A 15,060-nucleotide genomic window follows, 5' to 3' on the forward strand; every position below is an offset into this window, starting at 1 on the left:
TTATTAATGCGCATTGCACAGCATGTTGTGCTCCGTCATGCCAGGCAGTTCTGGCCATGCCAGTATAATAATTATTATTATTCACGTCGGTTATCCGATTTTTTGGCGTAGCGTAAAACGACGTTCGCAGGGGCTGCAAAGGGCAAAAATATGTGCTATTAATCACGGACAAACCGGGCGGACGCGAATTGGCGGGGTTTCCCTCCTGCCGGACGCGCGGACGAATGGTGATGACGCCTTTTTGTATTTTTTTTTCGCCGCAAAGAGCCCCCTTGTGACCAGAATTTCGGGATCTAGCTGGAATATCAGACAAAATAATCCTCATCGCAGGCGAAAAAAATTTTTCCCCGACACGCTATTTAACTGTTCAAACAACCAGCTCTGTGGTATGGACACATTGCAACGACAACTGCGGCTTTTTTGCCGCGTTTTGGGGCTCCATAATCTTTTATGGACGCCCATGATTTGATGCGATAAATTTGACCAAACGCGTGACTCCAGAAACCCCCTAATGTTCCCAAAGTAAACCGCACCCCGCACAGCTCTTTGCATAGTGCGGGCTTTACCCCAGGCCGCACCGGCCACGCAGAAATTGGAAAAAATATTGCGCGCCTCAGGGCGCCAAGGAGGAACAGATGGCTCATATGAAAACCATGGATGGCAATAACGCGACAACGCATATTGCCTACGCTCTGTCGGAAACGGCGGCGATCTACCCCATCACGCCCTCGTCCGTCATGGGCGAAGTCATGGACCAGATGGCCGCCAAGGGAATGAAGAACCTGTTCGGCCAGAAAGTGATCGTCCGTGAAATGCAGTCTGAAGCAGGCGCCGCGGGCGCTGTGCACGGCATGCTTTCCGCCGGTGCTCTGACCTCTACTTACACGGCTTCTCAGGGCCTGCTGCTCATGATCCCCAACATGTACAAACTCGCCGGCGAACTGCTCCCCGGCGTTTTTCACGTGTCGGCCCGCGCCCTGGCTTCCCACGCCCTGTCCATCTTTGGCGACCATCAGGACGTCATGGCCGCCCGTCAGACGGGCTTCTGCTTCCTCGCCTCCGCCTCGGTGCAGGAATGTATGGACCTGGCCCTGGTCGCCCACCTGTCGGCCATCGACGCCAGCCTGCCCTTCTGCCACTTCTTTGACGGCTTCCGCACCTCGCACGAAGTGCAGAAGATCGAAACCATCGACTACGAAGACATCCGTAGCCTGGTGAACTGGGACAAGGTGGCCGAATTCCGCTCCACCGCTATGAATCCCGAGCATCCCCACATTCGCGGCACTGCCCAGAACCCCGACATTTACTTCCAGAACCGTGAGGCTGCCAACCTCTTCTACGACGCCGTGCCCGGCATCGTGATTGAAAACATGAAGAAGGTTGAATCCATCACGGGCCGCAAATATCGCCTGTTCGACTACGTGGGCCACCCCGAAGCCGACCGCATCATCGTCTCTATGGGTTCGTCCTGTGAAGTGGCGGAAGAAACAGTCAACTACCTGAACAACCAGGGCCAGCGCGTTGGTCTTGTGAAGGTGCGTCTGTTCCGTCCCTTCTCCACCGAGCACCTGCTGCGCGCCCTGCCCGCCACCACCGCCTGCATCACCGTGCTTGACCGCACCAAGGAAAGCGGCGCTCTGGGCGACCCCCTGTATCAGGACATCTGCACCGCCTTCCTCGAAAAGGGCGAAGCCCCCACCATCGTGGGCGGCCGCTACGGCCTGGGTTCCAAGGATTTCACCCCCGGCATGGCCAAGGCCGTGTACGACAACATGCTGGCCCTGCAGCCCAAAAACCACTTCACCGTGGGCATCAACGACGACGTCACCAACCTCTCCCTTGACGTGGACGAGGAAATCGACACCGTGCCCGCCGGCACCGTGCAGTGCAAGTTCTTCGGCCTCGGCGCCGACGGCACCGTGGGCGCCAACAAGCAGGCCATCAAGATCATCGGCGACAACACCGACCTCTACGCCCAGGCTTACTTTGCCTATGACTCCAAGAAATCCGGCGGCTTCACCGTGTCGCACCTGCGCTTCGGCTCCGCCCCCATCACGTCGTCCTACCTCATCACCAAGGCTGACTACGTTGCCTGCCACAAGGCCGCCTATGTGACCCAGTACGACATTCTTGAAGGCATCAAGGAAGGCGGCACCTTTGTGCTGAACTCCAACTGGTCGCTGGCTGACCTCGAAAAGCACCTGCCCGCCGAAATGAAGCGCACCATCGCCCGCAAGAAGCTCAAGTTCTACAACGTGGACGCCGTGAAGGTTGCCCAGGAAGTGGGCCTTGGCGGCCGCATCAACATGATCATGCAGACCGCCTTCTTCAAGCTGGCCAACGTGCTCGACTTTGACAAGGCCGTGGCCCTGCTTAAGGAATCCATCAAGAAAACCTACGGCAGCAAGGGCGACAAGATCGTCAACATGAACATCGCCGCCGTGGACAAGGGCATGGACGCCCTGGAAGAAATCAAGTACCCCGCCAGCTGGGCCAACACCACCGAAGGCGCTGAAGTGTGCCACTGCAACGATGATGACTACATCCGCGGCGTGGTGCGTCCCATTCTTGCCCAGCAGGGCGACAAGCTGCCCGTGTCCGCCATGGATCCGGCCGGTTTCATGCCCCTCGGCACCGCCGCCTGCGAAAAGCGCGGCGTGGCCATTGCCATTCCCGAATGGCAGGTCGAAAACTGCATCCAGTGCTGCCAGTGCTCCTTCGTGTGCCCCCACGCGGCCATCCGCCCCGTGCTGGCCACTCCCGAAGAACTGGAAGGCGCACCGGCCAGCTTTGTGACCAAGGACGCCATGGGCAAGGAACTCAAGGGTATGCAGTTCCGCATTCAGGTTTACCCTGAAGACTGCCTGGGCTGCGGCTCCTGCGCCGACGTGTGCCCCGCCAAGAACAAGGCCCTGGTCATGAAGCCGCTGGAAACCCAGATGGACGCCCAGAAGGTCAACCTCGAGTTTGCCGAAACCCACGTGACCCTCAAGGACAAACTGCTGGCTCGCGACACCGTCAAGGGTTCGCAGCTGCAGCAGCCCCTGCACGAGTTCTCCGGCGCGTGCGCCGGTTGCGGCGAAACCCCCTATGTCAAGGTGCTCACCCAGCTCTTCGGCGAACGTATGATCGTCGCCAACGCCACGGGCTGCTCCTCCATCTGGGGCGCTTCTTCGCCCACCACGCCTTACTGCACCAACAAGGAAGGCTTTGGTCCGGCCTGGGGCAACTCCCTGTTTGAAGACGCCGCCGAATACGGCTGCGGCATGGGCCTTGCCTACGAACAGCGCCGCAACCTGCTGGCCATGAAGATCGAAGAAGCCCTGAAGGAAGAAGGCATCAGCCCCGAACTCAAGGAAGCCATGGAAGGCTGGCTGGCCAACAAGGACGACGCCGAAGGCTCCCGCAAGTACGGCGACATGGTCATTGCCAACCTTGATTCCTTTGAAAGCCACCTTGCCCACGAAATCTGGCACATGGACGACCTCTTCACCAAGAAGAGCGTGTGGGTCTTCGGCGGCGACGGCTGGGGCTATGACATCGGTTACGGCGGCCTGGACCACGTGCTGGCCACCGGCGACGACATCAACGTCCTGCTGATGGATACCGAAGTGTACTCCAACACCGGCGGTCAGTCCTCCAAGGCCACCCCGCTTGGCGCTGTGGCGCAGTTCGCCGCCGCTGGCAAGCGCACCGGCAAAAAGGACCTTGGCCGCATGGCCATGACCTACGGTTATGTGTACGTGGCCTCCATCTCTATGGGCGCCGACAAGCAGCAGACCCTCAAGGCCTTCCGCGAAGCCGAAGCCTACAAGGGCCCTTCGCTCATCATCGCTTACGCTCCCTGCATCAACCAGGGCCTGCGCAAGGGCATGGGCAAGAGCCAGGAAGAATCCAAGCTGGCCGTGCAGACCGGCTACTGGCCCCTGTACCGCTACAACCCCGAACTGGCCAAGGAAAAGAAAAATCCCTTCCAGCTCGACTGCAAGGCCCCCAGCGTCGACATCCAGGAATTCCTGGGCGGCGAAACCCGCTTTGCCTCGCTGGAAAAGACCGATCCCGAAGCTTCAAAGACCTTGCGCGCGGAACTGGCTGCCGCCTACGCCGAACGCTACGCCATGCTGAAGCAGCTGGCTGACCTGCCCTACCCCGACGCCAGCGCAATCGCCAGCGAAGACAAGTAGGGACTGACGAATGAATACCGCATCCGCCACAAGGCTCCGCTATGGGCTCCAGGCGGCGGATGCGGTCATGCCATAGAACAATAGGCCGGGGCGCAGGTAATGGCCTGCGCCCCTTTTTCGCGTCATCCTGCCAGCCTGCCCGGCACAATCAGGGGAAGCATATGTATAACGGACTCTATATCACAGCCACCGGTCCCATGACGGGCAAAAGCGCTATCGCACTGGGAGCCATGCAGCTGCTCAGCCGCAGCATGCGCAACGTGGCGTTCTTCCGTCCCATCATCAATGAACCGGTATGGGACGACCGGGACCCGGACATCCATCTGATGATCGAGTACTTCAAGATCAAGATGGATTATGCCGACACCTTCGCCTACACCCAGCGTGAAGCACGCCAGATCATCAACCAGGGTTCGCGCAACCTGCTCATCGAGAACATTATCCAGAAGTATAAAAAACTGCTGGAAACTTTTGACTTTGTTCTCTGCGTGGGTACGGACTTTCTGGCCAAGGACCCGGTGTTCGAGTTCGACCTTAATGCCGAAATCGCCGCCAACCTGGGCACGCCCGTCATTCTTGTGACCAGCGGGCAAAAAGCCACGGCAGAAGACATTCGCGAGTCTCTCCAGATCACCATGGACAGCCTTGCCCCTTTTTCACTGGATGTGGTGGCCACCATCATCAACCGCCGCAACCTCACCCAGACCGAGCTTGACGAACTGCGCACCCATTTCAGCACGGACGAGCGCAAGGCTCTTATCTACGCCGTGCCCAACGAGCCCACCATCGGCCAGCCCACCATGGGCGACGTGAAAAAGGGCCTTGACGCGGAAGTGCTGTTTGGCGAGAACCGCCTGGACGCCCTGGTGGACGACTACCTCATCGCGGCCATGCATGTGAACAACGTGCTGCCCTACATCGCCAAGGACCAGCTTATCGTGACCCCCGGCGACCGCGCCGACGTGCTGCTGGCGGCCATTGCCTCGCGCCTTACCTCCTCCACGCCGGACATCGCGGGCGTGCTGCTCACCGGCGGCATCCGCCCGGCCGAGGAAGTCTGCAAATTTATTGAAGGCTGGACGGCCTCTCCCCTGCCCATCCTGCTGACCAAGGGCCACACCTACAATACCATGCTGGCCCTGCAGGAACTCATCGCTCCCATCGAGCCCGGCAATGTCCGCAAGATCAACACCGTGCTGGGCCTGTTTGAGCAGCACGTCAATGGCAAGGAGATCGCCAGCCGCATTGTGAGCAAACGCAGCGCGCGCATTACCCCAATGATGTTCGAGTTCGAGCTTATCGAACGGGCCAAGGCCAACAGAATGCGCATCGTTCTTGCCGAAGGCACTGAAGAACGCATCCTCCGCGCCACCGACATCCTGCTGCGCCGTGACGTGGCCCATATCACCCTGCTGGGCGATGTGGACGAAATACGCGCCAAGGCCAAAATTCTGGGTCTGGACATCGACAAGGCCACCCTTATCGATCCCATCAAATCCGAAAAGTTTGAAGAATACGCCAATACTTACTACGAACTGCGCAAGAAAAAGGGCATCACGCCGGAACAGGCCCGCGACACCATGGCGGACGCCACCTATTACGGCACAATGATGGTCAAGCTTGACGATGCCGACGGCATGGTGTCCGGCGCGGTCAACACCACGGCCCACACCATCCGCCCGGCTTTTGAGTTTGTGAAGACCAAGCCCAACTTCTCCGTTGTGTCCTCGGTCTTTCTCATGTGCCTCAAAGACCGCGTGCTGGTCTTTGGCGACTGCGCCGTCAATCCCAATCCCACAGCGCAGCAACTGGCTGAAATCGCCATTGCCTCAGCCCACACGGCCGCAGTTTTCGGCATTGAGCCCCGCGTGGCCATGCTTTCATACTCCACCGGCACGTCCGGCAAGGGCGCGGATGTGGACATTGTGGTGGAAGCCACCCGCATCGCCAAGGAAATGGCCCCCGAACTCGCGCTGGAAGGCCCCCTGCAGTACGACGCCGCCATCGACCCCAGCGTGGCCAAAACCAAAATGCCCGACAGCCAGGTGGCCGGAAAGGCGACCGTTTTCATCTTCCCCGATCTCAACACGGGCAACAATACCTACAAGGCCGTACAGCGCGCGGCTGGCGCGGTGGCCATCGGCCCCGTGCTTCAGGGCCTCAACAAGCCTGTGAATGACCTGTCGCGCGGCTGCACCGTGCCCGACATTGTAAATACTGTGGCCATTACGGCTGTTCAGGCCGCCGCCGAAAAAAAGGCGACGGGCCAGTAGCCGCCAACCGTGTTACTGCCGGGGGCGGGCCGCCGCCCCCCGGCGCTGCCAACAAGAAAAGGAATACACATGAAAATCCTGGTCATCAATGCGGGCTCCTCGTCCTGCAAGTACCAACTGCTGGAAATGGATACCCACGCCGTCCTCTGCTCCGGCATCGCCGAACGCATCGGACAGGATGGAGGCCGCCTGACCCACAAGATCGCCCCTGACACGGACAAGGAAGAAAAGATCGTCCGCACGGCGCATTTTCCCACCCACGTCGAGGCCATGGAGCTGGTCATCTCCCTCCTTACCGACGCTGAAAAAGGCGTTATCAAGGACAAGAGCGAGATTGCCGGTATCGGCCACCGTGTGCTGCACGGCGGCGAAGCCGTCAGCGACCCCGTGCTTGTGGACGAGCGCGTGAAAGAAATCGTGCGCGAATGCTCGGTGCTTGGCCCCCTGCACAACCCCGCCAACCTCATGGGCATTGAAGTTGCTGAAAAGCTCTTCCCCGGCGTGCCCAATGTGGGCGTGTTCGACACCGAGTTCGGCATGGGCATGCCCAAGGAAGCCTTCATGTACGCTCTGCCCTACGAGCTGTATGAAGACCTGCGCATCCGCCGCTACGGCTTCCACGGCACTTCGCACAAGTACATCGCTGGCGCCACTGCCAAGTACCTTGGCAAGCCCCTCAGCGAACTGCGCTCCATCACCATGCACCTTGGCAACGGTTCGTCCATGAGCTGCGTGAAAAACGGCAAGTGCTTCGACACCAGCATGGGCCTCACCCCCCTGGAAGGCCTCATCATGGGCACGCGCTGCGGCAGCATTGACCCCGCCATCGTGCCTTTTGTGATGGAAAAGAAGGGCCTTACCCCCGAGCAGATGGACACGCTCATGAACAAGCAGTCCGGCCTGCTGGGCCTGTGCGGCTTTACCGACATGCGCGACGTGCACGCCGAAGTGGAAAAGGGCAACGAGCGCGCCGCTCTGGCTCTTCATATGCTGACGCGCAGCATCAAGAAGATTCTTGGTTCCTACTACTTCCTGCTCGACGGCAACGTCGACGCGCTGGTCTTTACCGCCGGCATTGGCGAAAATGACGACATCGTGCGCGCCGGAGTGTGCGCCGGGCTCGAACACATGGGCATCAAGATCGACGCCAAGGAAAACGGCATCCGCAAACCCGGCGCGCGCGCCATCTCCACGCCGGACAGCACCGTGCCCGTTCTCATTATTCCCACCAATGAAGAACTGCAAATCGCCATGGCCACTGTGGAAGTGCTGGAAAAATAATTCCCGCACACCGGCTACGCCTGCTGTACCGGAGCAGACCAACTGAAGCGCTCCGGTCCCCATATATTGAAGGCCGCCCCAAAAGGGCGGCCTTTTTGCTGGGTACGCCGCAGAGGCAGCCCTTGCCGCGTCTGTCCGGCACGCGACGATTCACTTCCTCAAAAATATCTGCCATCAGGCTTTCTGGACAGCGCTCCCACAAGCGCATATTTACAGACAAAATCTATCACCAAAAAATGCGCTCACAGCGCAGGCATCCGCGCCCGCGCGCCGGGAGAACCAGATGAGACGATTGCACAGGGACTTTTCCACTACCGCCGCCGTGGCGGGCATGCTGGCGGTTATTGTGTCCTACGCGGGTTCGGCGGTGCTTATTTTTCAGGCGGCCAGGCTGGCGGGCCTTTCAGACGAACTGACGACCTCGTGGATATGGGCGGTATCCATCGGCAGCGGCCTTTCGGGTCTGCTGCTCAGCTGGAAGATGCGCATACCCGTCATCACGGCCTGGTCAACCCCGGGCGCGGCCCTGCTCATCACCATGCTGCCGGGCATCCCCTTTGCGCAGGCCGTGGGCGCTTACATCGTCAGCGCCGTCATCATCACCGTCATCGGGCTTACAGGCTCCCTGGACGTCATCATGCGGCGCATACCCATTGCCGTGAGTTCAGGCATGTTCGCCGGAATCCTGTTCAGCTTCGGGGCAAAGGTCTTCACGTCGGTTGCGGCGTCGCCGTTGCTTGGCCTGTCCATGCTGCTCTGCTTTATGCTGTTCCGCAGGATATGCCCCCGTTACGCCATTGCCGCGGTTCTTGTGTGCGGCACGGTCATTGCGGCCCTGACGGGGATGCTGCACGTGGACACGGTGCACTTTGCCCTGGCAAGGCCGGTGTTCACCATGCCGGAGTGGTCAGCCGCCGTCATTGTCAGCATAGGGCTGCCGCTGGCCCTGGTGACGCTGACAGGCCAGTATATATCGGGCATGGCCGTGCTGCATGCCTCGGGCTACCCGGTAGTGTCCAACGGCATCATGACCGTGACGGGTATTACCTCCCTGCTGCTGGCCCCCTTTGGCTCCCACGCCATCAACCTTTCGTCACTCACCGCCGCCATCTGCACGGGGAAAGAGTCGCATGAAGACCCCGCGCGCCGCTACATTGCCGGCATGGTCTGCGGCGGCCTCTACATACTTGTGGGCTTGTCCGGCACGGCGCTGACGTCGCTTTTCGCGGCATTGCCCAGCGTATTCATTGCCGTTCTGGCGGGCCTTGCCCTCATGAGCGCTTTTGCGACGGGGCTTTACGGCGTCTTCAAGGACAGCGACAATATGGACGCAGGAGTCATCGCCTTTCTGGCGACGGCGTCAGGCATGGAGTTTCTTGGTCTGGGCGCGCCCTTCTGGGGCCTGGCCTTCGGCACCCTCGCCTATTTTATCCTGAAAAAATAAAGGCCGCGTAGTGCGGCCTTGAACAGGTTCACAAGCAACCTGTGGTGATTCAGAGTCTGACAGAATGTGTCCAGCTAAATTTGCCTGGCAGGATTTGCTGGCAAGACTTGCCTGACAGGATTTATCCGAAAGGATTTGCCTGGCAGCGTCTCCATTTCGGCTCTTCTATTGCCAAAACGGTTCTTTTGCCAAAACTGGTTCCATTGCCCGGGTTTTTCCCTACCGGCGGCAACCCTGGCTATTTTTCCACCGGAAACCACAGAGGGTTAAGGAAGCGCAGATGGCAGGTTTCGCCCTCTTGCGGCCCGCTGGCATAACGCCCCTTCTGCACGCGCACCTCCTGATCACCCACCATAATCTGATAGTCGGTGACTTCACCCAGAAAGGTACGTCGCATCACTGTTCCCGGAATCCCGCCGTCGTCAGTAAAATCTATTTCATTGGGGCGGCTGGCGACCGTACCCTGTCCAGCACTGATGATTTCATTCGCGGGCGCGCGCCCTTCAGCAAAGGGAACAGATACGCCGTCCAATATCATAGCGTTTTCAGTCACATTCATGTTTGTGAAATTTGAAAGACCAATAAAGCTGAACACAAAACGGTTTGCCGGTTTCGTATACACTTCAAGCGGCGAGGCTATCTGCTGCACGACACCATTTTTCATAATCAGGATGCGGTCTGAAAGGGCCATGGCTTCAGATTGGTCATGCGTCACATACATGATGGAGAAGCCGTAGATTTTCTGCAATTCCTTGATCTCAAAGCGCATCTCTTCGCGCAGATGCGGGTCAAGGCTTGAGAGGGGCTCGTCCAGCAGCATCACCGAAGGGTTGATGGCCAAGGCCCGCGCCAGGGCGACACGCTGCTTGCCCCCGCCAGAAAGATCCGCAGGGCTTTGGGAGGCAACGTCAAGCAGGCTCGTATGCTTCAAGGCCTGCGTGGTTCGCTTGGCAATTTCGTCCGCATTGATTTTTTTGAGGCGCAGGGGAAAAGCCACGTTTTCAAACACGCTCATATGCGGCCACACGGCAAAGGCCTGAAAAACCATCCCGAAATTACGTTTCTCTGGCGGGAGATAATACTTCTTTTCGCTTGATGACAAGAGTACGTCGTTGACGCTGATCTCACCCTCATCAAGGTCCTCAAAGCCCGCGACCATGCGCAATGTGGTTGTTTTTCCGCAGCCGGAAGGCCCAAGCATTGAAAAGCACTCTCCATCGCCAATCTTGAAATTGAGAGATGAAACAGCTTTAACCTTGCCAAAGTACTTGGTTACGTTTGTAAGAGTTACTGACATGATCAGGCCTGCTTGGTTTTGGCAAAGTGGTTGATAATCGTCTGCCCGGTCACAATCAAAATCAGGGCTATGCCAGCCAGCGCCGCAGAAGTGACGGTTTCGCCATCTTCGTTGAGCGTATAGATGGCCACGCCTATGGTTCTGCTGGTTGTGCCGTACAGCATGACGGAAACCGTCAGTTCACGCAGGGCAGGCAAAAAGATAAGAAAGAACGCAGCGACCATGCCGGGGCGAACCAGAGGCAACACAATATCACGCAATGCCTGCCACATGGATGCGCCGCAAGCCCGTGCCGCCTCTACCAGAGAATCGTGCACCTGCTCCAGGGCGGCGGAGTTTGCCTTGAGCGAAAACGCCATATATCTGGCGATGTAGGCGATGAGGATAATCCAGATCGTGTTGTAAAGATTGATGCCAAAACGCCCGCTCCAGGCCAGGATAACGCCCAGCGCGATAACTGAGCCGGGCACCGAAAACGGCAGCATCCCGAGGAATTCCAAAATCCCCTTGCCCCGCACCTTCATCTTGACGATGACATAAGAAATCATCACGCCAGAAAACATGGTTATGGTTGCCGCGCCAAGGCCGAGCCCGATACTGTTTTTGATGGCCTGCTGCGTCTGGTCCCACTCAAAAAGAACGTACTTATAGTTATCCAGCGACAGGTTCTCCCACGTAATGGGGATCCCGTAGGTTTTAAGCCCGCCAACCAGAAAGATGGTCACTGTGGGCAGTACGATGGTCAGCCCGATATAGAGCAGGCAAAAAACAAACAGCGGCGTGCGCAGGCCGCGCAGTTTGAGCTCCATTGGGCGAAAGCTCTTGCCAGCAATGATCTGGTATTTTCCTGATCCAAGAATTTTTCTCTGCAACCAGATGATGAGCGCCGCCGTAACAACAAGAACCGATGCCAGCACTGTTCCTGTGCGGATGGAATCAAAGCTGCCCGCACTCTGGTGAATGCGCTCATAAATCAGCGTCGGGATGTTGTAGATGCCTACTTCAATGCCAAGAACAGCCACTGTGCCAAAGTGCGCCATGGAATACAGCATGATCAGCAATGCACCGGAAAGAATGCTGGGCATCACCAGGGGCAGCGTTATCTTGCGGGTAATGGTAAAGAGCCCGGCGCCGGAAATCCGTGCAGATTCTTCCAGCGTGGGGTCCATGCGTTCCAGTGCGCCACAGACCTGAATAAAGACAAAGGGGAAAAGATACATTGTTTCGATGCCGATAATGCCGCCAAAAGAAAAAATATTGAACAAGGCGTCTTCTGCACCGGTGACGTCGCGCCACAAGCGGTTGATGTAGCCAGCGCGGGGCGAAAGCAGCATCTTCCAGGCAAGAGCGCCGATAAATGAAGGCAGCATAAAGGGCACAAGAAACATGCCCTTCATAAAGCCTTTATAGGGAATGTCCGTTCGCGTCACCAGCCAGGCAAAAAAGGTGCCCACAGCCGTGGCGCACAGGGTCACGCCGCTGGCTATGAACAGCGAGTTCAGCAGCGCCTGGTAGGTTTCGCCCTCGCTCAGGGTTTTGACCAGGTCAGCAAGGTTAAACTGGCCGTCAACAAAAAAGGCGTTAAAAAAGATGAGTGCTACCGGCACCACAACCACAATCAAGAGGATGGCAATAGACAAAAGCAGAATGATCTCTGCCACGCCGAATGTGCGCTTTTGTTTGACTGCTTGCATAGTTTTATCCGATTTGATGCGCAGCATGCCCGAAAAATTTACACCGTAACTATCGGGGATTGTAACCAGGCAGGGCTGACGCCTTTACATTGGGATACGGGGAAAGCAACGGCAGAAGTGCTATTTGAACCAGTGGAAATTCCGCAGGGTAAAAACGCACTCCTCGCCCTCTTTGAGCAACAAATCATTGGCCAGGGCTTCATGCGTATCTACTGCCGTGCGCACGTGCTGGCCGTCCACCTCAAGCTGATAGTCCGTGATGGCCCCAAGAAAGCTTGCCCGATGCACGGTTGCCTTTATGCCCTCGCCGCTGCGGCGTAACACCACGTCAGACGGGCGAAAGCCAATACGGCCATTGCCGGAATGCTCGCTCCCCGAAGCCATAGGAAAGCCGTATCCCTGAAAACGCACCATTCCGCTTTCTGCCTGCACGTGCAAAAAGTTGCTCATGCCAAGAAACGAGAACACAAATTCATCGGCTGGTTCGGAAAAAAGTTCCGTCGGCGTTCCAATTTGCCGTATGACGCCGTGTTCATCCATAACAGCCATCCGGTCTGAAATGGCGAGGGCGATCTCCTGGTCGTGCGTGACATAAAGAATGGTAACGCCAAGATTTTTTTGCAGCCTCTTGATCTCAAAGCGCATTTCTTCGCGCAGATTCGCATCAAGATTGTTGAGCGGTTCATCCAGAAGCAGCAGGGTTGGTTCCGCAACAAGGGCGCGCGCCAAAGCCACCCGCTGCTGTTGGCCCCCGGACAGCTGTGAAGGCAGCCTGTCTTCCATGCCGGAAAGATTGACGTCATCAATGCTTTTTTGCACCAGCCTGGCCGCGTCCGCGGGGTTACGCTTTGCAATCTTGAGGGGGTAGCCGACATTCTGGCGTACGGTCATGTGCGGCCACACGGCATAGTCCTGAAAAACAACCCCAAGACTGCGCTGCTCCGGAGGCAAGGAATCGCCAGTGCCGGCATCGGCGACAACGTCGGAGCCAATAGACATGCTGCCCTGATCAAGCGACTCGAACCCGGCGATAATGCGCAGCAGCACCGTTTTGCCGCACCCGGAGGGGCCAATGAGGGTAAAGCATTCTCCATCCTTCACGGTAAGCGAAAGATTTTGCAAGACCGCGTGTTCGCCATATGATTTGGCAATATTATTAAGAGAAATTTCTGCCATAATGATCCCTGCTTGTGTCCACGCTTTGAAAAAAGCTGAACGCGAGCACTTTTTGAAGGAGAAACAGGCGCGCGCCGCGCCGACGTTCTTTATTGCAACGCCGACGCGGCTTACAACGCCTGCATTTGGCGATGTTGGCGCTATTTCGACATCATTATATCAGTAAATTTTTTAATGCTGGCTTCTTTTTCAGTCAGCACCTTCTGGTAATCAATTTTGATTCCGCGTTCAAAGGCTTCTTCACTGGTAGGAAGCTTGTATTCCTTGGGCGGAATGATCCCCTTGCGCACGGGCAATGTGCCCTGCTCTGCCAAAATCTTCTGCCCTTCCTCAGAGAGAAGATAGTCCACAAACTTCTTGGCGGCCTCAAGGTTGGGAGTGCCCTTGAAGATGGCCACGGGGCTGGGGATTACCAGCATTTCAGGGGGGTACGCCAGGGCAAGGCTTGCGCCTTTTTTGATTTTATCATTGACGATGTAGTCGACGCCTATGCAGGCAAGAAGGTCGCCCGAAGCGGTATCGTCCACAACCTGTCCGGAACCCTTGCCTATACGGCCGCCATTTTTGCTGATTTTTTCAATATACTCCCAGCCGAACTTGTCCACGAGCAGCTGAATGCTCATGTAGGCTGTGCCGGAAAGCGCGGGATTGGCAATGCCAAAGGCTTTTTTGTATTCGGGCTTGGTAACGTCGCTCCACTGGGTGGGCGCTTGTTTCACGAAGCGGGTATTGTACGCAATGCCAAGGGTTCCAAGCCTGACGGCAGTAAACGTGCCATCATAGTCGGGAAAAGGATTGATGAGGTATTGCAGTTCGGGGGATTCGTATTTTTCCAAAATCCCTTCCGCGCGCATGTTAAAAAAGTCCGGCACTTCGCTTGTCCAGATGACGTCGGCCATAATCTTGCCAGACTGACGCTCCGTGGCCACCTTGGCCATAAGTTTGCCAGCGCCCGCAGATTGATAGTCCATGGCGATGTCAGGATGCTTTTTTGTGAATCCTTCCTTGAGGGAACCAATGATGGATTCCTTCATCGAGGTATAGACAATAAGTTTTTCAGCCGCCATTGCTGAAAATGCCGAAGCAACCAACATGGTTGCCGCAAGAAGAAGGATACTGCATTTTTTCATCAGATATTCACTCCGATTGAGGATTTGCAAAAATGTTATCCCTAGGCCAATGTTTTCATTAATTTTTAAAAGTCCACAGTGGCAAATGCCAAGAGATTGCTCTTGAAGCTGATCATATGTTCAGTGATAACGTAATCCTTGCGGGTTCGCGCAGAAATATAGCAACCGCCTTAAGTAGCTGATCATATTAAAGCAGAAGTGATATCGGCAGGCGTTCAACGGAAAGATCACGTAGTAAAATGTATTCTTTATCGATTTACATTATTAACTAGCTAAAACAAAAAATTAAGTTCATCAAGTGCCAATAAACGCAGCAGCGGCAACTCGCAATATAGCGGCATTGAGAGGCTCAGGGGGCCAAGTATGGGCCCAATTTTATATGAAATAAATATGGATGGCTTTGATGTGATCTGACAGGCTGCCCCTGAAAGGAACGGAAAAGCCTTGTTGATAAAAGCGCAATGACGCCAGCAAGTCGCGCACCCTGCCCGCAAAAGCTCTCATGAAAAGGTTTACCCAAGGCGTCATAAGGCGCGCAGCCGGGTTCTGGATTTCGCCGCCAAATTCGGCACCATCTTCAT

At 56.7% G+C, this 15,060-nt stretch carries 8 protein-coding genes; 4 read left to right on the top strand and 4 right to left on the bottom strand.

Annotated elements, in window-relative coordinates; all coding sequences use genetic code 11:
- Positions 1-635: 635 nt before the first annotated feature.
- The 4 genes from nifJ to BCS36_RS04995 all read left to right on the top strand — a co-directional run bounded on the left by nifJ (position 636) and on the right by BCS36_RS04995 (position 9,182).
- Entirely contained in the window at positions 636-4,184 is a 3,549-nt protein-coding gene (gene nifJ, locus BCS36_RS04980) for a pyruvate:ferredoxin (flavodoxin) oxidoreductase (RefSeq protein WP_291301810.1), read from the top strand.
- A 161-nt stretch (positions 4,185-4,345) separates the two neighbouring features.
- Positions 4,346-6,457, top strand: a complete 2,112-nt coding sequence (gene pta, locus BCS36_RS04985; RefSeq protein WP_291301811.1) for a phosphate acetyltransferase — start codon at positions 4,346-4,348, stop codon at positions 6,455-6,457.
- A gap of 69 nt (positions 6,458-6,526) precedes the next feature.
- Positions 6,527-7,738 carry an acetate kinase gene (locus BCS36_RS04990; RefSeq protein WP_291301812.1) on the top strand — a complete coding sequence of 404 codons (1,212 nt, stop codon included), beginning with the start codon at positions 6,527-6,529 and terminating at the stop codon, positions 7,736-7,738.
- Positions 7,739-8,021: 283 nt separating this feature from the next.
- Positions 8,022-9,182, top strand: a complete 1,161-nt coding sequence (locus BCS36_RS04995) for a benzoate/H(+) symporter BenE family transporter (RefSeq protein ID WP_291301813.1) — start codon at positions 8,022-8,024, stop codon at positions 9,180-9,182.
- Between the two features lie 238 nt (positions 9,183-9,420).
- Here the strand turns inward: BCS36_RS04995 and BCS36_RS05000 are convergent, their stop codons facing one another.
- The 4 genes from BCS36_RS05000 to BCS36_RS05015 all read right to left on the bottom strand — a co-directional run bounded on the left by BCS36_RS05000 (position 9,421) and on the right by BCS36_RS05015 (position 14,479).
- Positions 9,421-10,479, bottom strand: a complete 1,059-nt coding sequence (locus tag BCS36_RS05000) for an ABC transporter ATP-binding protein (protein ID WP_291301814.1) — start codon at positions 10,477-10,479, stop codon at positions 9,421-9,423.
- A 2-nt stretch (positions 10,480-10,481) separates the two neighbouring features.
- Positions 10,482-12,173 carry an iron ABC transporter permease gene (locus BCS36_RS05005; protein WP_291301815.1) on the bottom strand — a complete coding sequence of 564 codons (1,692 nt, stop codon included), beginning with the start codon at positions 12,171-12,173 and terminating at the stop codon, positions 10,482-10,484.
- Positions 12,174-12,293: 120 nt separating this feature from the next.
- Positions 12,294-13,349, bottom strand: a complete 1,056-nt coding sequence (locus BCS36_RS05010; RefSeq protein WP_291301816.1) for an ABC transporter ATP-binding protein — start codon at positions 13,347-13,349, stop codon at positions 12,294-12,296.
- A 140-nt stretch (positions 13,350-13,489) separates the two neighbouring features.
- On the bottom strand, positions 13,490-14,479 hold the full coding sequence (locus BCS36_RS05015) for an ABC transporter substrate-binding protein (protein ID WP_291301817.1): 990 nt from the start codon (positions 14,477-14,479) through the stop codon (positions 13,490-13,492).
- Positions 14,480-15,060 lie beyond the last annotated feature (581 nt).

This window comes from Desulfovibrio sp. MES5 (genome assembly GCF_002237645.1).
GTDB lineage: Bacteria > Desulfobacterota > Desulfovibrionia > Desulfovibrionales > Desulfovibrionaceae > Desulfovibrio.

Coding starts and splice junctions, on each gene's coding strand:
- nifJ (WP_291301810.1), top strand. CDS start 636: ATGGCTCATATGAAAACCATGGATGGCAATAACGCGACAACGCATATT.
- pta (WP_291301811.1), top strand. CDS start 4,346: ATGTATAACGGACTCTATATCACAGCCACCGGTCCCATGACGGGCAAA.
- BCS36_RS04990 (WP_291301812.1), top strand. CDS start 6,527: ATGAAAATCCTGGTCATCAATGCGGGCTCCTCGTCCTGCAAGTACCAA.
- BCS36_RS04995 (WP_291301813.1), top strand. CDS start 8,022: ATGAGACGATTGCACAGGGACTTTTCCACTACCGCCGCCGTGGCGGGC.
- BCS36_RS05000 (WP_291301814.1), bottom strand. CDS start 10,479: ATGTCAGTAACTCTTACAAACGTAACCAAGTACTTTGGCAAGGTTAAA.
- BCS36_RS05005 (WP_291301815.1), bottom strand. CDS start 12,173: ATGCAAGCAGTCAAACAAAAGCGCACATTCGGCGTGGCAGAGATCATT.
- BCS36_RS05010 (WP_291301816.1), bottom strand. CDS start 13,349: ATGGCAGAAATTTCTCTTAATAATATTGCCAAATCATATGGCGAACAC.
- BCS36_RS05015 (WP_291301817.1), bottom strand. CDS start 14,479: ATGAAAAAATGCAGTATCCTTCTTCTTGCGGCAACCATGTTGGTTGCT.